This window comes from Rhizobium sp. 10N414 (genome assembly GCF_056394785.1).
Genome location: NZ_JBFTIN010000008.1, coordinates 171,583 through 190,236, shown reverse-complemented (window position 1 = coordinate 190,236; position 18,654 = coordinate 171,583). Strand labels below are relative to the sequence as shown.

General features: G+C 60.8%; 19 protein-coding genes. 12 read left to right on the top strand and 7 right to left on the bottom strand.

Going from position 1 to position 18,654, the window contains the following annotated elements:
- The 4 genes from AC1DE4_RS10780 to AC1DE4_RS10765 all read left to right on the top strand — a co-directional run.
- The coding region (locus tag AC1DE4_RS10780; RefSeq protein WP_477881323.1) for a hypothetical protein at window positions 1-195 on the top strand (195 nt) is incomplete at its 5' end.
- Between the two features lie 394 nt (window positions 196-589).
- Window positions 590-3,055, top strand: a complete 2,466-nt coding sequence (hrpB, locus tag AC1DE4_RS10775; RefSeq protein WP_112825337.1) for an ATP-dependent helicase HrpB — start codon at window positions 590-592, stop codon at window positions 3,053-3,055.
- 27 nt (window positions 3,056-3,082) lie between these two features.
- On the top strand, window positions 3,083-4,393 hold the full coding sequence (locus tag AC1DE4_RS10770; RefSeq protein WP_025657900.1) for an ActS/PrrB/RegB family redox-sensitive histidine kinase: 1,311 nt from the start codon (window positions 3,083-3,085) through the stop codon (window positions 4,391-4,393).
- 71 nt (window positions 4,394-4,464) lie between these two features.
- Window positions 4,465-5,040, top strand: coding sequence for an ActR/PrrA/RegA family redox response regulator transcription factor (locus AC1DE4_RS10765; RefSeq protein ID WP_025657901.1), 576 nt, complete (start codon window positions 4,465-4,467; stop codon window positions 5,038-5,040).
- A gap of 2 nt (window positions 5,041-5,042) precedes the next feature.
- Here the strand turns inward: AC1DE4_RS10765 and AC1DE4_RS10760 are convergent, their stop codons facing one another.
- Complete coding sequence (locus AC1DE4_RS10760) at window positions 5,043-5,537, bottom strand: MmcB family DNA repair protein (protein WP_477881320.1); 495 nt, start codon at window positions 5,535-5,537, stop codon at window positions 5,043-5,045.
- Between the two features lie 180 nt (window positions 5,538-5,717).
- Between AC1DE4_RS10760 and AC1DE4_RS10755 the strand changes: the two genes are divergently transcribed.
- On the top strand, window positions 5,718-6,404 hold the full coding sequence (locus AC1DE4_RS10755; protein WP_477881318.1) for a L,D-transpeptidase: 687 nt from the start codon (window positions 5,718-5,720) through the stop codon (window positions 6,402-6,404).
- A 72-nt stretch (window positions 6,405-6,476) separates the two neighbouring features.
- Here the strand turns inward: AC1DE4_RS10755 and AC1DE4_RS10750 are convergent, their stop codons facing one another.
- From AC1DE4_RS10750 to hslV, 5 genes are all read right to left on the bottom strand, one after another.
- Window positions 6,477-8,648 carry a malate synthase G gene (locus AC1DE4_RS10750; protein ID WP_477881316.1) on the bottom strand — a complete coding sequence of 724 codons (2,172 nt, stop codon included), beginning with the start codon at window positions 8,646-8,648 and terminating at the stop codon, window positions 6,477-6,479.
- Window positions 8,649-8,737: 89 nt separating this feature from the next.
- Window positions 8,738-10,150: a cytochrome P450 gene (locus tag AC1DE4_RS10745; protein ID WP_025657905.1), complete on the bottom strand. Its 1,413-nt coding sequence runs from the start codon at window positions 10,148-10,150 to the stop codon at window positions 8,738-8,740.
- Window positions 10,151-10,202: 52 nt separating this feature from the next.
- Window positions 10,203-11,150 (bottom strand): DUF1402 family protein, encoded by a 948-nt coding sequence (locus AC1DE4_RS10740; protein WP_025657906.1) that lies wholly within the window; start codon window positions 11,148-11,150, stop codon window positions 10,203-10,205.
- A 187-nt stretch (window positions 11,151-11,337) separates the two neighbouring features.
- Window positions 11,338-12,645: an ATP-dependent protease ATPase subunit HslU gene (gene hslU, locus AC1DE4_RS10735; protein ID WP_018859443.1), complete on the bottom strand. Its 1,308-nt coding sequence runs from the start codon at window positions 12,643-12,645 to the stop codon at window positions 11,338-11,340.
- A 39-nt stretch (window positions 12,646-12,684) separates the two neighbouring features.
- Window positions 12,685-13,212, bottom strand: a complete 528-nt coding sequence (gene hslV, locus AC1DE4_RS10730; RefSeq protein WP_477881314.1) for an ATP-dependent protease subunit HslV — start codon at window positions 13,210-13,212, stop codon at window positions 12,685-12,687.
- A 178-nt stretch (window positions 13,213-13,390) separates the two neighbouring features.
- Here hslV and hisB point away from each other — a divergent pair, with 178 nt between their 5' ends.
- The 7 genes from hisB to coaA are packed head-to-tail and all read left to right on the top strand — an operon-like array spanning window position 13,391 to window position 18,045.
- Window positions 13,391-13,999 (top strand): imidazoleglycerol-phosphate dehydratase HisB, encoded by a 609-nt coding sequence (hisB, locus tag AC1DE4_RS10725; protein WP_018859441.1) that lies wholly within the window; start codon window positions 13,391-13,393, stop codon window positions 13,997-13,999.
- 23 nt (window positions 14,000-14,022) lie between these two features.
- Window positions 14,023-14,508: a DUF2628 domain-containing protein gene (locus AC1DE4_RS10720; protein WP_025657907.1), complete on the top strand. Its 486-nt coding sequence runs from the start codon at window positions 14,023-14,025 to the stop codon at window positions 14,506-14,508.
- On the top strand, window positions 14,509-15,159 hold the full coding sequence (gene hisH / locus AC1DE4_RS10715; RefSeq protein ID WP_477881311.1) for an imidazole glycerol phosphate synthase subunit HisH: 651 nt from the start codon (window positions 14,509-14,511) through the stop codon (window positions 15,157-15,159).
- A 26-nt stretch (window positions 15,160-15,185) separates the two neighbouring features.
- Window positions 15,186-15,935 (top strand): 1-(5-phosphoribosyl)-5-[(5-phosphoribosylamino)methylideneamino]imidazole-4-carboxamide isomerase, encoded by a 750-nt coding sequence (gene hisA, locus AC1DE4_RS10710; protein ID WP_025657909.1) that lies wholly within the window; start codon window positions 15,186-15,188, stop codon window positions 15,933-15,935.
- Window positions 15,932-16,714 carry an imidazole glycerol phosphate synthase subunit HisF gene (gene hisF / locus AC1DE4_RS10705; RefSeq protein ID WP_018859437.1) on the top strand — a complete coding sequence of 261 codons (783 nt, stop codon included), beginning with the start codon at window positions 15,932-15,934 and terminating at the stop codon, window positions 16,712-16,714. Before hisA ends, hisF begins: the two co-directional genes overlap by 4 nt.
- A 15-nt stretch (window positions 16,715-16,729) precedes the next feature.
- Window positions 16,730-17,053, top strand: a complete 324-nt coding sequence (locus tag AC1DE4_RS10700; protein WP_018859436.1) for a phosphoribosyl-ATP diphosphatase — start codon at window positions 16,730-16,732, stop codon at window positions 17,051-17,053.
- Complete coding sequence (gene coaA / locus AC1DE4_RS10695) at window positions 17,050-18,045, top strand: type I pantothenate kinase (RefSeq protein WP_018859435.1); 996 nt, start codon at window positions 17,050-17,052, stop codon at window positions 18,043-18,045. Before AC1DE4_RS10700 ends, coaA begins: the two co-directional genes overlap by 4 nt.
- Here coaA and AC1DE4_RS10690 read toward each other — a convergent pair.
- Window positions 18,042-18,653 carry an alpha-ketoglutarate-dependent dioxygenase AlkB gene (locus AC1DE4_RS10690; RefSeq protein ID WP_477881308.1) on the bottom strand — a complete coding sequence of 204 codons (612 nt, stop codon included), beginning with the start codon at window positions 18,651-18,653 and terminating at the stop codon, window positions 18,042-18,044. The genes coaA and AC1DE4_RS10690 overlap by 4 nt on opposite strands.
- Window position 18,654 lies beyond the last annotated feature (1 nt).

Sequence of the window (18,654 nt, the reverse complement as noted above, 5' to 3'; positions counted from 1 at the left end):
AAACGTGACCGCCAAAGTCTCTTTCAAAGAACCGAAATCTCTTCCGGTCCCGCAAGCTCCGCCGCCCACGTTTCTCTTTCTTCTCATCTTCAATTGTCAAATAACAGACCAGATACCCCGGTCGAATTTCCTCGCCTCAAACCCAAAAGCTCAAGGAACCAATCAGCAGCTAAGCCAATCTTAAAAGAAACTTGAGAGCGAAGGACTTCGTCGCCAGCAGCGCCGCCGCCCTCGTTCAGTGAGGGGGCTTATAGATCCTACCCCTTTTCTAAGTCAACAGCGCCAGACAAAGTTTTTTGACATTTTTGTAACAGATTGATTCGATTGAGAAATATTCTGGAAGCGAGGTTTCGGATTGCTTTTGGTGCCGAGGCGGCGACCCCTGCCTGTGCTGTTTCGGTCGCCACCACTTTGGGCTGTGTTATTTGGGGCTGTTGGGCTCCGCCGCAGTCCGAATGTCGGCATGACTTGCACGCGATAGGGCAGCACCGGTAGGTTCGTTTTCGATCCGGCACGTGGGGAATGACCGGCGCTTGTCCTGAATGGTGGGGGCCGGCACCATTCCCGCCAACGAAATGAAGACACCGACGTGACCCCTATGACTTCCTTGCCGGAGCTTCCGGTTTCGCATGTTCTTCCCGAAATCGGGGCAGCACTCGGCGCACAGGGGCGCGCAGTCCTTTCGGCGCCGCCGGGCGCTGGCAAGACGACACTCGTACCGCTCTATCTGTTGAGGCAGGACTGGCGCGGCGACGGCAAGATCGTACTTCTCGAACCGCGGCGGCTGGCAGCACGCGCGGCCGCCAGCCGCATGGCCTCGCTGCTTGGCGAGACTGTGGGGGAAACGGTCGGCTATCGCATGCGGCTCGACACCAGGGTTTCCGCCAAGACCCGCATCGAGGTCGTGACCGAAGGCGTGTTCGCGCGCATGATCCTCGAGGATCCGGAACTCTCGGGTGTCTCGACCGTCATCTTCGACGAGTTTCATGAACGCTCGCTGGACGCCGACTTCGGCCTGGCGTTGGCGCTCGACGTACAATCCGCCTTGCGCGACGACCTGCGCCTGCTGGTGATGTCGGCGACGCTTGACGTTGCGCGCGTTGCTGCGCTTCTCGACCAGCCGCCTGTTATCGAAAGCATGGGGCGAAGCTATCCGATCGACGTCCGCTACAAGGATCGGCCGGGCGGCGAACGCATAGAGGATGCGATGACGCGTGCGATCGTCGACGCCCATGCCAGTGAAAGCGGATCGATCCTCGCCTTCCTGCCCGGCCAGGCGGAGATCGCCCGCACGGCGGAGCGGCTCCAAGGACGCTTCGGGCCGGAGACACTGATTGCGCCCCTCTACGGCAACCTGACACAGAAAGAACAGGACGCGGCAATCCGACCGGCCGAAGGCGGGACGCGCAAGATCGTGCTCGCCACCTCGATTGCCGAGACATCGATCACCATCGACGGCGTACGGATCGTAATCGATAGCGGCTTGCAGCGGCTTCCGGTGTTCGAGGCCTCAACCGGCATCACACGGCTGGAAACGGTGCGCGTCTCTCGCGCCTCCGCCGACCAGCGTTCCGGGCGAGCCGGCCGAACCGAGCCCGGCATCGCCATCCGCCTCTGGCATCAGGGACAGACCGCGGCCTTGCCGGCTTTCACGCCGCCGCAGATTCTCTCCAGCGATCTCTCCGGCCTGGTCCTCGACCTTGCCCATTGGGGCGTTCAGGATGCCCGCGCGCTGTCCTTCGTCGACCAGCCGCCGGAGACGACGCTGGCGGAGGCGCGCGCGCTCCTGTTGCAACTCGGCGCGCTTGACAAGGACGGCGCACTCACCGCGCGCGGACGGATGATGCGTGACCTTGCGCTGCCGCCACGTTTGGCCGCCATGGTGATCTCAGCCGGCGAGACGGGGCAAGCGAGAGATGCGGCCGCCCTTGCCGTGCTGCTGACCGAACAGGGCCTCGGTGGTCCCGGTATTGACCTCGAGGAACGGATGCGACGCTTCCGGTCGGAACGAGGTGAGCGCGCGGAGGGCGCGCGCCAGCTGGCGGCTCGACTGGCCAAGGGTCTCGATGTCGCAAAGTCAACGGAACCGAGCCAGGCGGGACGCCTTCTGCTGCACGCCTTTCCCGACCGAATCGCGCTGCAACGCGGCGGCAGAGGCCGATTCCTGATGGCGAACGGGCGCGGTGCGGAGCTGCCGGAAACCGAGCGACTTGCCGGCACCCAGATGCTCGTCATCGCCGACTTGACCGGCCGGGCGGCACAGGGGCGAATTCTGGCTGCAGCAGAGGTTTCGCGTGGCGAGATCGAGGAAGAGCTACCTGGCGCCATTTCCACCGACAATCAGGTCTTCTTCGACCGCCAGAGCCGGCAGGTCAGAGCCCGGCGCGCGACGCGGCTCGGCGCCATTGTCTTCGAGGAGACGCCACTGCCGCGTCCAACCGGCGAAACCGTCAGCCGCGCGCTGGCGGAAGGCGTGCGCGAGCTGGGGCTGGAACTGCTGCCCTTTTCCAAGGAAGCCATGCAGCTGCGTGAACGCATCGGCTTTCTTCATCGCAACATCGGCGATCCGTGGCCTGATGTCAGCGACCAGGCACTGCTTGCGCGGCTGGACGAGTGGTTCGTTCCCTACCAGACGGATGCTCGCGGGATTTCCGACATTTCCTCGTCTGCTCTTTCGAACGGGTTGATGGCGCTGATCCCGCACGAGCTGCAGCGGGATCTTTCCCGCCTCGCCCCGACGCATTTCGAAGCGCCGACGGGACAGCGGCATCCGATCCAGTACGACGGCGAGGAGCCGACTCTGACGATCCGCGTGCAGGAACTCTTCGGCCTCAAGCAGCACCCGGCAATTGGAGGCGGAAGGCTGCCGCTGCTTCTGGAACTGACGTCGCCCGCGCACCGGCCGATCCAGACGACACGCGACCTGCCGGGCTTCTGGGCCGGATCGTGGAAGGACGTGCGCGCCGACATGCGCGGCCGCTATCCCAAGCACCCCTGGCCGGAACGGCCGGAGGACGCCCCGCCGACGACAAGGGCAAAACCGCGTGGTACATGAGCCCTAGCATGGCTCAAGGAATGTCAAATGGTCGATACTGTCGAAAGTTCGTCGGAAGAGGATAGGCACAACAGCAGGCGCCTGAGACTGCAGACGCTGGTGCGGCTGAGATGGCTTGCCGTCGGCGGCCAGGCCGTGACGGTGTTCATCGTTGCCTTCTGGCTGAAGTTTCCGCTTCCGCTTATTGCCTGCGGGTTGCTGATCGCGGCGCTGGCGGCGGTCAACTTCTACCTGATGATCCGCTACCCGCCGACGCACCGGCTCTACCCAGGCGCCGCCTTCGCACTGCTCGGTTTCGATCTACTGCAGCTTTGCGCACTGCTCTTCATCACCGGCGGCCTTGCTAATCCCTTCGCCGCGCTCGTCTGCGTTCCCGTGATCATTTCCTTCGCATCGCAGCCGATCCGCTTCAGCACGGTGCTCATTATCATTGCGATGGTCTGCATCACCATCCTTGCCTTTTCACCCTTTCCCTTGCCGTGGTTCGACGGGGTCGAGATCAATGTGCACACGGTGATGCAGTTCGGCGTCTGGTGCTCGATCGCATCGACCATGGCCTTCGCCGCCTTCTATGCATACCGGGTCTCAATGGAGGCGAGCCAGCTCGCCGACGCGCTGGCGGCAACCGAACTCGTGCTGCAGCGGGAGAAACACCTTTCGCAGCTGGACGGTCTTGCCGCAGCAGCGGCACACGAACTCGGAACGCCGCTTGCCACCATCAGCGTGGTTGCCAAGGAAATGGAACGGGAACTGAAGGATGACGATCGCTTTCGCGAGGACGTGCAACTCCTGCGCAGCCAGAGCGAGCGCTGCCGCGACATCCTGCGGCGGCTGGCGACGCTCTCGGCAGAGGGCGAGGCCCATCTTCGGCGGCTGCCGCTCTCATCCATGATGGAAGAGATCGTGGCGCCGCACAGGGAGTTCGGGATCAAACTCGAGCTCATCGAGAAGAGCCCGCGCAAGGGCGAGCCTATCACCGACCGCAATGCCGGCATCATGTACGGGCTCGGCAATCTGATCGAGAACGCCGTCGACTACGCGCGCGACAAGGTAACGGTCACGGTCGAACACGATCTGAGAAAGGTCCGCATCACCATCGAGGACGATGGAGAGGGCTATTCTTCCGATATCCTGACCCGGATCGGCGAGCCCTACGTCACGAAGCGGCAACGGGAGGACCGGGCCGGTGGGCTGGGACTTGGCCTCTTTATCGCCAAGACGCTCCTGGAACGATCCGGCGCGTCGTTGGTCTTTGAGAACCGCATGCCGGAAGCCGCCGGAGCGCGTGTCCGTGTCGAATGGCCGCGCATGCTGATCGATGCGAATTCGACAAAATGACGCTATGGGCATAATGAAAAAGCTGAATAATTGACTTATATCAGGCGGGGCAGCCGCCGGGATTGATAGATATGAACGAGCTTGACCACGATTCCTCCCTCGCCAATGCGGATCATATCGGTCCGGACGCCAGCTTGCTGATCGTTGACGATGACGGTCCCTTCCTGCGCCGTCTGGCGCGCGCGATGGAGACACGCGGCTTCACGGTCGAGACAGCTGAGTCAGTCGCCGAAGGTGTTGCCAAGTCCAAAAGCCATCCACCGAAATATGCCGTCGTGGACCTGCGGCTTGGTGATGGCAACGGTCTGGACGTAATCGAGGCAATCCGCCAGCGCCGCGACGATACCCGGATCATCGTTCTGACCGGCTACGGCAATATTGCAACAGCCGTTACCGCTGTGAAGCTCGGCGCGGTCGATTACCTGGCAAAGCCCGCCGATGCGGACGACGTCTATGCCGCCCTGACGCAGCGGGCGGGCGAGAAAGCAGAGCTACCGGAAAACCCGATGTCAGCCGACCGTGTGCGTTGGGAGCATATCCAGCGGGTCTATGAAATGTGCGAGCGCAATGTTTCGGAGACCGCGCGGCGGCTCAATATGCATCGCCGCACGCTGCAGCGGATCCTCGCCAAGCGCGCGCCGAAATAACCCTAAATATCGTCGACTTCAAACGGCTTGCCGTTTGCCCATTCGGCCATCAGCAGGCGCTGGGCGGCTACGCGGGAGAAATTGAGCGTCACGGATTTACGCGTCGCTGGCGCAAGGCGATGTTCGGGCGCCTCGCGGATCATATGCGCGCCGTAGCCATCCGATAAAAACAACCCGCAGCCCTCGGGGAAAATCTCAAGCGGAACATCCTTGTGCGTGGCAAAAAACAGCCGATCACAATGCAGGCGATAGTCCGGCCACTTGCGGTCGACGCGAAAGTCCTCGATCGAGGTCTTGATCTCGATGATCCAGATTTCGCCCTTCTCCGAAATGGTGATCAGATCCGCCCGGCGTCCGCTCGCAAGCGACAGCTCCGGCAACACGGCGTGACGCATCTCATGAAGTAAAATCTGAGTCCCGCGCCGCACGAGCATAGCTCTGTCCGACTGCCGGCCGTCTATTAACGGATTGTTATTGTAAACACTAAAAATCGTCATGGATAACCGTAGGTCTGGCGCGCGCGTTGTTGCAAAAAAACCATGCGCTTCTAATTTGCCGCTGCGTATTGATTTTGCCGCACTGCAACAGCTTGCAAAGGCAAAGTTAATCGAAAATAAACCATAATCAAAGATGGTTCAAAAGACCGTTTCCCCTTGCCCATTTCCTAAGAGACATCCATGCGTATCCGCAATGCATTTCCTGTATTCGGCCTGATGGCGACGCTCGCTCTGGCCGGATGCTCTTCGACTACCGAGAGCGCCTCCGTTGAAGACAAGGTCGTGCCGGGCCCGACCGTCCAGACCGCGCAGATCTTTGACGACGCCTATGGCGTGACGACGGATGCCGGATATTCGCTGCCGGCGATTCCGATCCAGAAGGTCAAGCCGCAGTTCCGCCGCCAGATCGTCTCTTACGAAACCACCGAGCGTCCGGGCACGATCATCGTCAACACCCGCGAGCGCTTCCTCTATTACATCCTGCCCGGCGGCAAGGCGATGCGTTACGGCATCGGTGTCGGCAAGCAGGGCTTCGCCTGGGCAGGCACGGCCTATGTCGCATGGAAGCAGGAATGGCCGACCTGGCATCCGCCGAAGGAAATGGCCGAGCGCAAGCCGGAAGTTGCCAAGTATGTCGAAGAGGGCATGGGCCCTGGCCTCAGCAACCCGCTCGGCGCGCGCGCCATGTATCTCTTCAACGAAAAGGGTCAGGACACCCTCTTCCGCCTGCACGGCACGCCGGAATGGGCTTCGATCGGCACCGCGGCCTCCTCGGGCTGCATTCGTCTGATGAACCAGGACGTTATCGACCTCTACAGCCGCGTACGTCCGGGCAAGACGACTTCGAAGGTCATCGTTATCCAGTAAGCTGTTGCCGAAATGGGGTATTAGAAAGGCCGCCGGAACATTGTTTCGGCGGCATTTTCTATTGATTTGTTCTTAGATAGCCTGCTTGCCCTTCAGTTCGAGGCGGCGGCGATGGAGGACAGGCTCGGTATAGCCGTTCGGCTGTGCCCTGCCCTTCAAGACAAGATCGAGTGCCGCCTGGAAGGCGATCGAACCGTCGAAATCGGTTGCCATTGGCACGTAGGCGGGATCGGATGCATTCTGCTGGTCGACGACTGCGGCCATGCGCTTCATCGTCTCGGCGATCTGCGCTTCGGTCGTGACCTTATGATGCAGCCAATTGGCCATATGCTGGGCGGAGATGCGCAGCGTCGCGCGGTCTTCCATAAGTCCGACATTGTTGATGTCGGGCACCTTGGAGCAGCCAACGCCCTGATCGACCCAGCGGACAACGTAACCGAGAATGCCCTGGGCATTGTTGTCGAGTTCACGCTGGATTTCCTCCGGCGTCCAATTCGGACGAACCGCTACGGGGACTGAAAGAATATCGGAGAGCTTGGCGCGCGCACGGTCCTTCAGACCCTGTTGAACGCGGGCGACGTTGATGCGGTGATAATGGGTCGCGTGCAGCGTCGCAGCGGTTGGGGACGGAACCCAGGCAGTATTGGCGCCGGCTTTCGGGTGCGCGATTTTCTGCTCCAGCATCGCCGCCATCAGATCCGGCATGGCCCACATCCCCTTGCCGATCTGCGCATGGCCGGAAAGACCGCATTCAAGGCCGATGTCGACGTTCCAGTTCTCGTAGGCGCCGATCCAGGCAGCCTGCTTCATATCGCCCTTGCGGATCATCGGCCCGGCTTCCATCGAGGTATGGATTTCATCGCCGGTGCGGTCCAGGAAACCGGTGTTAATGAAGACGACGCGTTCGCGGGCGGCGCGGATGCACTCCTTGAGATTGACGGTAGTGCGCCGCTCCTCGTCCATAATGCCCATCTTGATGGTATTGCGCGCCATGCCGAGGGCATCCTCGACGCGCGAAAAGATCTCGGCAGCGAAGGCGACTTCCTCGGGTCCATGCATCTTTGGCTTGACGACATAGACCGAACCGGCGCGGGAATTCTTGCGCCGGCCATTGGGGCCGACGTCGTAGAGCGCAATCATGCCGGTGATCATGGCGTCCATGATCCCTTCCGGCACTTCGTTGCCGTCACGATCGAGGATGGCGGGATTCGTCATGAGATGGCCGACGTTGCGCACGAGCATCAGCGACCGGCGATGCACTTCGAAGGGCGTACCGGTCGGGCCGCTGTACTCCAAATCGGGATTGAGCTTGCGGATGAAGCTCGAGCCACCCTTGGACACCTCCTCCTGCAGGTCGCCCTTCATGAGGCCGAGCCAATTGCGATAGACGACGACCTTGTCTTCGGCGTCAACTGCTGCAACTGAGTCCTCGCAGTCCATGATCGTCGTAATCGCCGATTCCAGCCAGACGTCGGAGATGTGCGCCGGATCGCTCTTGCCGATCGCGGTCGAGGCGTCGATGACGATGTCGATATGGATGCCGTTGTTCTTTAACAGGATCTGCGTCGGCGCCGCGGCATCGCCCAGATAGCCGGCAAAATGCGCCGCATCGGTCAGCGAAACATGCTCGCCGTCGGTCGAAGTGATGGCGAGTGCACCATCCTTGACAGCAAAGGTCGCGACATCCTTCCAGTTCCAGCTGTCGAGCGGAGCAGCGGTATCGAGGAAATTGCGAACCCAGCCGATGACCTTCTCGCCGCGCTTCGGATTGTAGCTCTTGCCCTTTTCGGCGCCATCGCTCTCGGGAATCGCATCGGTCCCGTAAAGCGCATCGTAGAGCGAGCCCCAGCGGGCGTTGGCGGCGTTCAGCGCATAGCGCGCATTCATGACGGGAACGACGAGCTGCGGACCGGCGATCGAGGCGATCTCGGGATCAACGTTGGCGGTCGATACCTGAAAATCGGAGCCTTCCGGCAGGATATAGCCGATATCCCGCAGAAACGCCTGGTACGCTTCCATGTCGGTCGGCGCGCCATGCTGACGGTACCAATCATCGATTCGAAGCTGAAGTGCATCGCGCTTGGTAAGCAGTTCGCGATTGCGCGGAGCCAGATCGTGAACGATGGCCGAGAAATCTGCAAAGAACTTGTCGGCATCGATCTGCAGGCCGGGCAACGCCTCCTTCACCAGGAACTCATGAAGGACGGCTTCAACAGCAAGACCGTTTTTATCGATGCGGCTCATTCAATGTCTCCCAAGACCACGGCAGCTTTTTCATGCTGCCACTTTGCGCGGCTTTCATTCATAGTCAATTATGCAATAATTCGAAAGATTTATGCCGCTACGGACAAAGACCGCGGCGTGACGCGCATCGGCAGGCCATTTTGCGGCTGCGTCGTCAGTTTCTGAACCGGCCATGGCCTTGTCTTGTCCGTCATATCGAAGCGGAACCGGTGCATCAGCACGGCCAGAGCGATAACAGCCTCCTGCAGGGCAAAGGTCGCGCCGATGCAGACCCGCGGACCCGCGCCGAACGGGAGGAACTGGAAACGCCCGATCTTGGCGCGATTCTCCGGCAGGAACCGTTCCGGGATATAGGCGCGTGGCTTGTCCCAATAGAGCTCGTGACGATGGAGCGTCCACGGCATGATGAGAACGGTAACTCCGGCCTCGATCTCGACCGTTTCGCCTTTCGCATCGGTCCAGCGATCGGCGGCGATGGCGGCGCGATTGATCGACGGCGCCGGCGGATAGAGCCGCAGCGCCTCCTCGAAGGCGGCGCGCGTGTAAGGCATCAGATCGAGCCATTTTACCGGCTCGACATCCTGGGCCAGCACGCGATCGATCTCCTCCTCCATCGCCTCGCGGATGTGCGGCGTGTTGGCGACGCAATAGAGCGTCCAGGCGAGCGCCCGCGCCGTCGTTTCGTGGCCCGCGCCGATGAAGGTGAGAATATTGTCTTCGATCTCGTCGTTCGTCAGCCCGCCGGTTGCAGCCTGATCAAGGAGCAAGGTCAAAAAGTCGTCCGGCGCGGAGGCTCGATCGGCTTGCATACGCGCGAGCCGAGCATCCATGGTCTGGCGCACGATGTTTCGGAACTTGTCCAGCACCTTCTGACCGCCGATGCGGGTGACGCGCGGAACCCATGAGGGCGCGCGCAGGAGATCCATCGGGTCGACGCGCCCCATGCGGTGGAGGAGTGCGTTTACATCGTCGGCAAAGCTATCGGAGGAGGTGACGATCTCGCCTGAGAACAGCGTATCGGCGAGCATGGCGAAGGTCAGTTCCGTCATGTCGGCGGCAATCTCGAAGACCTTGCCGTCTCTGCCAGCGGATTCGTATTTTGTCGCGTAGTCCTCGGACTGGCGAAGCATCTGCCCGGCGAAGCCGTTTGCGTGGCGCGGCGTGAAGACCGGTGATACCGCCTTGCGGGATCGCTTCCAAACCTCTCCTTCCGCCGTCAGCAGACCGTCACGCAGGATCGGGCGCAAGATGAGTTGGCGAATATCCGACATGCGGTAATTCGTGGCATTGTCGACGAGAACATGGCGGATCAAACCGGGATCGTTGACGATCAGGGTTCTTTCCCGAAAGAACCGTGTCTGGATCCACGGCAGCGTGTAGGAAGGCTCGCCCCAGAGCTCCAGCGGATTGCGCAGGATGGTGCGGATGATCTCAAGGCGGCTCGGTGGCACCGTGCGGGGCAACGGTGCCGGCGGCTCAAAGGGATCCGGACGCATGTCCATGAGAATTCAGCCTTTCGCGGAAGATTCTAAACTCTTCCCGGCAAGGCGGAACCTAGAGCAGGCGCTCCAACTCGTCCAGCTTGTCGTTGACCAACCAGCCGTAATAGTTTTCCTCCGGCCAGACGGTTTCGCCTGAAGCGCGGTTCTTGGCCGCCAGGGCCGCCGCGCGCTGGCGCGAATTGCCGACATTATAGAGGGTGGCGGTCAGGCCCGGATTCTTGGAAATGTCCATGTCGGCGATCTGTTTGTAATCGTCGATCGAGCGGCGGATGGAGGCAGCGACGAAGGCAAGCGAGATATCGGGCTCCATGATTGCCTTGTAGACGGCACCGGCGTCCCTCTCGTTCAGCTTTTCATAACCTGAGACCTTGGAGACGAGATCCGAGAGCATCAGTGCGGTCAGCGGGTTGATCTGGCCGAGGCCGAAGGTCTGACCAGCGTAGAAGGGCTGAAAGAAGACGGCACTGAAGCGGTTGTTCGGGTAGCTCTTGCCACCGACCGTCTTGCCTCGGAAGTCCCTTTCCCAGACGTCCTCCCGGCAGCTCCACAACGTGTAGGAATCGCCCTTGCCGCTACATTCGGCAAACTCCGGCCGCTTGACGAAATCGTCCACGTCCTCGCCATCATAGGCGAAACGGAAGCTCTGGCCGGCATAGGAAGCGGCCTTCACGTAATAGGATTGCAGGCGGTCATAGGCGTCGACATTGTAGGTATGTTCGCCGACGATCGCACCGACCACGTGGATCGGGTCGATGCCATAAGCGGCCGAAACTTTCTTGATCTTGCCCATCAGTTCGTGATCCGTGGCCAAGAGGTCACGGACCTTCTCGTATTTCCGATCGAACGAGCTCTTCGTGCCTTTGGTGCGACGAACCGAGGCGTCCGGAACATCCGGTTGCTCGGCATGACGATTACCTGACGGCACCACCTGCATGGCAAAAGCAGGCACCGAGGTCAGCACCGCAGCAGCAATCAGGAGGCTTGTCAGAAGGCGTCGCACGATCAGCATTTCCATCATTTTGGCATTGTCGCGAAGCGCGCTGACTGGACCACAATCTTGGCCGAATAATGCTGGCGCCGATAACGAGACGAGCCCTTCACTAAAAAGTAAAGGGCCCGCTGTCGAGAGTCTAAGCTGTCAAAATCGCGGCGTCACATCAGTAAGGACAGGACCCGATGCTTGTTCATCACAGAATGAACCGGGACAGATCTGTGTTCTGCGCCAGGTCACCGACGTGCTCGCGGACGTAGTCGGCGTCAATCGTCACGGTCGAGCCGCCGCGATCCGGAGCGTTGAAGGAGATTTCGTCCAGAACGCGCTCCATGACGGTCTGAAGGCGACGGGCGCCGATGTTTTCGACAGACGAATTCAAGTGGACGGCCACATCAGCCAGGGCATCAATGCCATTGTCAGTGAATTCGAGGGTGAGGCCTTCCGTTTCCATCAGCGCCTTGTACTGCCTGATAAGACTCGCCTCGGTTTCCGTCAGGATACGGCGGAAGTCTTCCTTTGTGAGCGCGCGCAGTTCGACGCGGATCGGCAGACGACCCTGCAATTCCGGCAACAGATCGGACGGCTTGGAGACATGGAATGCGCCGGAGGCGATGAAAAGGACGTGGTCCGTCTTCACCGGCCCGTACTTCGTCGAGACCGTCGTTCCTTCGACCAGGGGAAGCAGGTCGCGCTGCACGCCTTCGCGCGAAACGCCGGCACCCATGCCGCCGTCGCGAGCGGCGATCTTGTCGATCTCGTCGAGGAAGACGATGCCGTCATTCTCGACCGCACGAACCGCCTCGCGCTGGATAACTTCGTTGTCGATCAGCTTGTCGGACTCGTCGCGGATCAGATCCGTGTAGGATGCCTTGACCGTCGTGCGGACCTTCTTGGTGCGGCCACCCATCGCCTTCCCGAACATTTCGGAGAGGTTGAGCACGCCGATATTTGCGCCCGGCATGCCGGGAATGTCGAAGCCACCCATGCCGGTACCGGTGTCGGCGATCTCGATATCGATCTCCTTGTCATCAAGTTCACCGTTGCGCAGCTTCTTGCGGAAGCTGTCACGGGTCGCCGGCGAGGCCGTGGCGCCGACGAGCGCATCGAGAACGCGTTCCTCGGCGCTCATATGCGCCTTTGCCTGCACTTCGCTCCGCTTCTTTTCGCGTGCGAGCCCGATGCCGACCTCGACGAGATCGCGGATGATCTGCTCCACGTCGCGTCCGACGTAACCGACTTCGGTGAACTTGGTCGCTTCAACCTTGATGAAGGGCGCGCCCGCCAGCTTGGCGAGACGGCGAGAGATTTCCGTCTTGCCGACACCGGTCGGGCCGATCATCAGGATGTTCTTTGGCATCACTTCGTCGCGTAGATCCGGATCGAGCTGGTGGCGACGCCAACGGTTGCGCAGCGCGATTGCCACCGCGCGCTTGGCCTCATGCTGGCCGATGATGTAGCGGTCAAGTTCGGAAACGATCTCGCGGGGGGAAAATGTGGTCATATCGAATATCCCATCGGGGCGTGAATCTCTGAAGCCGGGTCAAGCTTCGGCGTCGAGCGTTTCCACCACCACATTATGGTTCGTGTAGACGCAAATATCGGCGGCAATATCGAGGGCGCGACGCGCGACCTCTTCGGCGGATTTGTCTGTGTCCATCAGGGCGCGGGCCGCAGCGAGCGCATAATTGCCACCCGAACCGATCGCCATGGCGCCGTGCTCCGGCTCGAGAACATCGCCGTTGCCTGTTATCGCCAGCGTCACCTGCTTGTCAGCGACGAGCATCATGGCTTCGAGGTTGCGGAGATACTTGTCCGTGCGCCAATCCTTGGCAAGCTCGACGGCGGCGCGCATCAGCTGCCCCGGATATTGCTCGAGCTTCTTTTCGAGGCGTTCGAGGAGCGTGAACGCATCCGCAGTGGCGCCTGCGAAACCGGCAATGACCTCGCCCTTGCCGATGCGCCGCACCTTGCGGGCGTTGCCCTTCATCACGGTCTGGCCGAGGCTTACCTGACCATCGCCGGCCATGATGACCTTACCGCCCTTTCGAACTGTCATAATCGTTGTCATCTATTCACCTTTGCCCGTCTGCCGGGCTTGTTGTGTCGGGCCGAACGCCGGCCCTGTCGAGCCCTATGTAAGTGCGTGAATGCCGATTGCAAATGGCGTCTTTTTCTGCTGCCGCGGTTCTGGATATTTCGCGGCACGCCTGATAAGGAACGCCCGTATTTCCCGATGGAGCAGCCTTATGGCCGAGACCGCAGCAAGCCGCACGGGTACCGTGTCCCGCAAGACGAACGAGACTTCGGTTTCCGTTTCCGTCAATCTCGACGGCACCGGAAAGTCGAAAATTTCGACTGGCGTCGGCTTCTTCGACCATATGCTCGACCAGCTGTCACGACATTCGCTGATCAACATGGAAATCGAGACCAAGGGCGATCTCCATATCGACGACCACCATACAGTGGAAGACACCGGTATCGCGATCGGCCAGGCGATTGCCAAGGCACTCGGCGACCGCCGCGGCATCACGCGCTATGCATCGATCGACCTCGCCATGGACGAGACAATGACGAAGGCAGCCGTCGACCTCTCCGGTCGCCCCTTCCTTGTCTGGAACGTCACCTTCAGTGCGCCGAAGATCGGCACGTTCGACACCGAACTCGTTCGCGAATTCTTCCAGGCGCTTGCCCAGAACGCCGGCATCACCTTGCATATTCTCAACCATTATGGTGCCAACAACCACCATATTGCAGAGACGTGCTTCAAGGCCGTTGCCCGCGCGCTGCGTACGGCGACAGAGATCGATCCGAGACAGGCGGGCCGTGTTCCCTCGACGAAGGGCACGCTCGTCTGAGCCCCCTGAGGGAGCTTGACGACATGACTTCCAGCTATCTGGTTCTGACTGCGCCTAGCGGAACAGACTCCAACCACGAGAAGACGCGCTTCATTCGCGACGGTTTTACCGTGCTCGGGTTTCTCTTCCCCTGGATATGGCTGGCCTTCCACCGGCTGTGGCTCTACGCCATCGCGGCATTTCTCCTGCAAAGCCTTGGCGGTGCGCTGGCAGACCGCGCAGACCTCTGGCCCGTCGGCGTTGCGATCACCTTCGGCACCAGTCTGCTGGTGGCGCTCGAGGGCCAGAATCTTCGCATCCGCAATCTGGTTGCGAAGGGCTGGGCTGAGGCCGACCTCGTTTCCGCCGACTCGCTGCAGACCGCAGAAGAAATCTACTTTTTGAATGTCCAGACCGACGCCGGCGACAGCCGCCCGGCGCCGTCGCCGCAATGGGATCCCGCAGCCCATGCCCCGCGACACGGCAACGCCACCTCGCTCGGTCTCTTTGGTTTTGATGGAGGACGCTGAATGCGCGTCGCAATTATAGACTACGGTTCCGGCAACCTGCGTTCGGCGACGAAGGCCTTCGAACGGGCCGCACGGGAAGTCGGCATCGATGCCTCGATCGATCTGACCGACAAGGCCGAGGTTGTATCCGCCGCCGATCGCGTGGTGCTGCCGGGTGTTGGCGCCTATGCCGACTGCCGACGCGGCCTCGATGCCGTTTCCGGCATGTCGGACGCTCTGATCGATGTGGTTGAGAACAAGGCCCGGCCCTTCCTTGGTATTTGCGTCGGCATGCAGTTGATGTCATCGCGCGGTCTCGAGAAGACCGTCACGGATGGCTTTGGCTGGATACCTGGCGATGTCGTCGAAATGACGCCAGGTGACGCCAATCTGAAGATTCCACAGATCGGCTGGAATACGTTGGATCTGAAATCCCCCCACCCGTTGTTCGACGGCATTCCGACGGGGCCGAACGGGCTGCATGCCTATTTTGTGCATTCCTACCATCTGGCGGCGAAAAACCCCGCCGACGTGCTCGCGACGGCCGATTACGGCGGCCCGATCACCGCCTTAGTCGGTCGCGACAACATGGCCGGAGCCCAGTTCCATCCCGAAAAGAGCCAGAAGCTCGGCCTCGCCCTGATTGCCAATTTCCTGCGCTGGAAGCCTTGAGCTCGCGCATTGCAAGGACTGACAGAATGATCCTATTTCCCGCAATTGACCTCAAGGATGGGCAGTGCGTTCGCCTCAAGCTTGGCGATATGGACCAGGCAACCGTCTACAATCCCGATCCAGGAGCTCAGGCGAAGGCCTTTGAAGACCAGGGATTCGAATGGCTGCATGTCGTTGACTTGAATGGCGCCTTTGCGGGCGAAAGCGTCAACGGCGCTGCTGTCGACGCGATCCTGAAGGCAACGAAGAACCCCGTTCAGCTTGGTGGCGGCATCCGTACACTCGACCATATCGAGAATTGGCTGTCGCGCGGCCTTGCCCGCGTCATTCTCGGAACGATCGCCGTGCGCGATCCGGCGCTCGTGATTGAAGCCTGCAAGAGGTTTCCCGGCCGTGTTGCTGTCGGAATCGATGCCAAGGGCGGCAAAGTCGCGGTCGAGGGTTGGGCCGAGGCCTCCGAGCTCGGCGTCATCGAGCTCGCGAAGAAGTTCGAGGGCGCCGGCGTTGCCGCGATCATCTACACCGACATCGACCGCGACGGCATCCTTGCCGGCATCAACTGGTCGTCGACGCTCGAGCTTGCCGAAGCCGTATCGATCCCCGTCATCGCGTCCGGCGGCCTTGCTTCGATCGAGGACGTGAAGCGGATGCTCGAGCCCGACGCACGCAAGCTCGAGGGTGCGATTTCCGGCCGCGCGCTCTATGATGGACGCATCGACCCGCAAGAAGCGCTGGCGCTGATTTCAGCCGCACGCGCAAAGGAGACTGCGCAATGACCCTCAAGGCTCGCGTCATTCCCTGCCTCGACGTCAAGGACGGCCGCGTCGTCAAGGGTGTCAACTTCGTCAATCTGGTAGATGCCGGAGACCCGGTCGAGGCCGCCAAGGCCTACGATGCCGCCGGCGCCGACGAACTTTGCTTTCTCGACATTACCGCTTCCTCGGACAATCGCGAGACGATCTTCGATGTCGTCGCTCGCACCGCCGAGCAATGCTTCATGCCTGTCACCGTCGGCGGCGGCGTTCGCACCATCGCTGACATTCGCAAGCTGCTGCTTTGTGGCGCGGACAAGATCTCTATCAACTCGGCCGCCGTCAACAATCCGGATTTCGTTGCGGAGGCCGCCGACAAGTTCGGCGACCAGTGCATCGTCGTCTCGATCGACGCCAAGCGGCGGACAGTGCCTGTCCAAGGGGATGTCAGCGCCTGGGAGATCTATACGCATGGTGGCCGCAATGCGACCGGCATCGATGCCGTGGATTTCGCTCGGAAAATGGTCGAGCGTGGCGCCGGCGAGCTGCTTGTTACCTCAATGGACCGGGACGGGACGAAGGTCGGCTACGATCTCGAACTGACGCGTGCCATTGCGGATTCGGTTCGGGTGCCGGTGATAGCTTCGGGCGGCGTCGGCGACCTCGATGATCTCGTGGCCGGGGTCAAGCAAGGACATGCCAATGCCGTTCTGGCTGCTTCGATCTTCCACTTTGGTACCTATTCCGTCGGGGAAGCGAAGCGCTATATGTCGTCGTGCGGCATCGACATGCGTCTGGACTGAGTGGAAAGCGGAATCATGAGCGAATTTACCCTCGCCGACCTGGAAAAGATCGTCGATGCGCGATCAAAGGCCTCTCCGGAAGAATCCTGGACGGCAAAGCTCGTTTCTGCCGGTCAGCCAAAAGCGGCCAAGAAACTCGGCGAAGAGGCGATCGAGACCGTGATGGCAGCGATCGCCGATGACCGCGAAAACCTTACCTATGAAGCCGCCGACCTGCTCTATCACCTATTGGTCGTATTGAAGGTCGCAGGCATTCCGTTGCAAAGTGTCATGGCGGAGCTTGAGCGCCGTACCGCTCAATCCGGCCTGAAAGAAAAGGCGAGCCGGCAAAGTTCATGAGTATCGCAAGACAGCTCATCGGAGCGCCCGAAACGCTCGATCATTTTCAGGCGAATGCCTATTCGCCCTATCACTTCTTTTCTTCCGAGGAATGGGCGCGCTTCCGGGCGGATACGCCGCTCACCCTGAAGGGGGACGAGGTCAAGCGGCTGCGCTCCATGGGCGACCCGATCGACCTCGATGAAGTGCGGCGCATCTATCTGTCGCTGTCGCGCCTTCTGTCGGCGCATGTGGAATCCTCGCAGCTGCTGTTCGAGCAGCGCAATCGCTTCCTCAGCCTCTCCAACGTCGCGAAGACTCCCTTCGTGATCGGCATCGCCGGCTCCGTGGCTGTCGGCAAATCGACGACCGCCCGTATCCTGAAGGAACTGTTGTCGCGCTGGCCGTCCAGTCCAAAGGTGGATCTTGTCACCACGGACGGCTTCCTGCACCCGAATGCCGTGCTGCAGCGTGAAAACCTGATGCAGCGCAAGGGTTTTCCCGAGAGCTACGACACCGGCGCGATCCTGCGTTTCCTGGCCGCGATCAAGGCTGGGCAGCCGAACGTCAAGGCACCGTCCTATTCGCATCTTGTCTATGACGTGCTGCCGAACGAGTACAAGATCGTCGATCGGCCGGATATTCTGATCTTCGAGGGCATCAACGTGCTGCAGTCGCGCGACCTGCCGGCTGGCGGCAAGATCGTTCCGATGGTTTCCGACTTCTTCGACTTCTCGATCTACATCGATGCGGATGAAAGTCGGATTCACGACTGGTATGTGACGCGTTTCCTGCGGCTGCGCGAAACGGCGTTTCGCGATCCCCACTCCTTCTTCCACCGCTATGCCTCGATCAGCGAGGAGGAAGCGCTGACGATTGCCGAAGGCCTCTGGGAAAACATCAACCTGAAGAACCTGCGGGAAAACATCCTCCCGACGCGCCCGCGTGCCGACCTTATCCTGCGCAAGGGCAACAATCACCTGATAGAACAGGTCGCATTGAGGAAGCTCTAGGCCGTTACCCGGCGAAGCGTCAGATTGATCCGGCCGCCATTCTTCAGCAAGGTCGACGTCGATGGATAGATCCTGTCGACGCCATGGAAGCAAAGGCGGCCTTCCGCACCCAAGATCACGACATCGCCGCTTAAGAGCTTGAAGGAAAGCGTGCGGTCGTCGCGCGCGAGGCCACCGACGCGAAACAGGCAGCTATTGCCGAGCGAGATCGACACAACAGGCGCTGCAAGGTCCTGTTCATCCTTGTCCTGATGCAGTCCCATGCGGGCCTCGTCGGAGTAGAAGTTAACGAGGCAGGCCTGTGGCGGCTTGGCATAGCCAGAGACGTCGTTCCAGATCTCGATCAATTCCACAGGCATGTCCGGCCAGGGCTTGCCTGTAACGGGGTGGGTCGGCTGATAGCGATAGCCGCGCTCCTTGTCGGTTACCCAGCCGAGCGGTCCAAAATTCGTCATGCGCACTGACATCGGCTTGCCGGTGCCAGGCATGACGGGCACGAAGAGCGGCGCATCCGCCACGATCGACCTGACAATATCCACCAAAGCCTGCTGTCGCGGCCGGTCCAGATAATCAGGACGATGACTGACGCCGTTCGGAAGCTTCAGCATA

Coding starts and splice junctions, on each gene's coding strand:
- hisB (WP_018859441.1), top strand. CDS start 13,391: ATGGCCGAGACCGCAGCAAGCCGCACGGGTACCGTGTCCCGCAAGACG.
- AC1DE4_RS10750 (WP_477881316.1), bottom strand. CDS start 8,648: ATGAGCCGCATCGATAAAAACGGTCTTGCTGTTGAAGCCGTCCTTCAT.
- hslU (WP_018859443.1), bottom strand. CDS start 12,645: ATGACCACATTTTCCCCCCGCGAGATCGTTTCCGAACTTGACCGCTAC.
- AC1DE4_RS10690 (WP_477881308.1), bottom strand. CDS start 18,653: ATGCTGAAGCTTCCGAACGGCGTCAGTCATCGTCCTGATTATCTGGAC.
- AC1DE4_RS10700 (WP_018859436.1), top strand. CDS start 16,730: ATGAGCGAATTTACCCTCGCCGACCTGGAAAAGATCGTCGATGCGCGA.
- hisF (WP_018859437.1), top strand. CDS start 15,932: ATGACCCTCAAGGCTCGCGTCATTCCCTGCCTCGACGTCAAGGACGGC.
- AC1DE4_RS10765 (WP_025657901.1), top strand. CDS start 4,465: ATGAACGAGCTTGACCACGATTCCTCCCTCGCCAATGCGGATCATATC.
- AC1DE4_RS10755 (WP_477881318.1), top strand. CDS start 5,718: ATGCGTATCCGCAATGCATTTCCTGTATTCGGCCTGATGGCGACGCTC.
- hisH (WP_477881311.1), top strand. CDS start 14,509: ATGCGCGTCGCAATTATAGACTACGGTTCCGGCAACCTGCGTTCGGCG.
- AC1DE4_RS10770 (WP_025657900.1), top strand. CDS start 3,083: ATGGTCGATACTGTCGAAAGTTCGTCGGAAGAGGATAGGCACAACAGC.
- AC1DE4_RS10745 (WP_025657905.1), bottom strand. CDS start 10,150: ATGGACATGCGTCCGGATCCCTTTGAGCCGCCGGCACCGTTGCCCCGC.
- coaA (WP_018859435.1), top strand. CDS start 17,050: ATGAGTATCGCAAGACAGCTCATCGGAGCGCCCGAAACGCTCGATCAT.
- hslV (WP_477881314.1), bottom strand. CDS start 13,212: ATGACAACGATTATGACAGTTCGAAAGGGCGGTAAGGTCATCATGGCC.
- hisA (WP_025657909.1), top strand. CDS start 15,186: ATGATCCTATTTCCCGCAATTGACCTCAAGGATGGGCAGTGCGTTCGC.
- AC1DE4_RS10760 (WP_477881320.1), bottom strand. CDS start 5,537: ATGACGATTTTTAGTGTTTACAATAACAATCCGTTAATAGACGGCCGG.
- AC1DE4_RS10720 (WP_025657907.1), top strand. CDS start 14,023: ATGACTTCCAGCTATCTGGTTCTGACTGCGCCTAGCGGAACAGACTCC.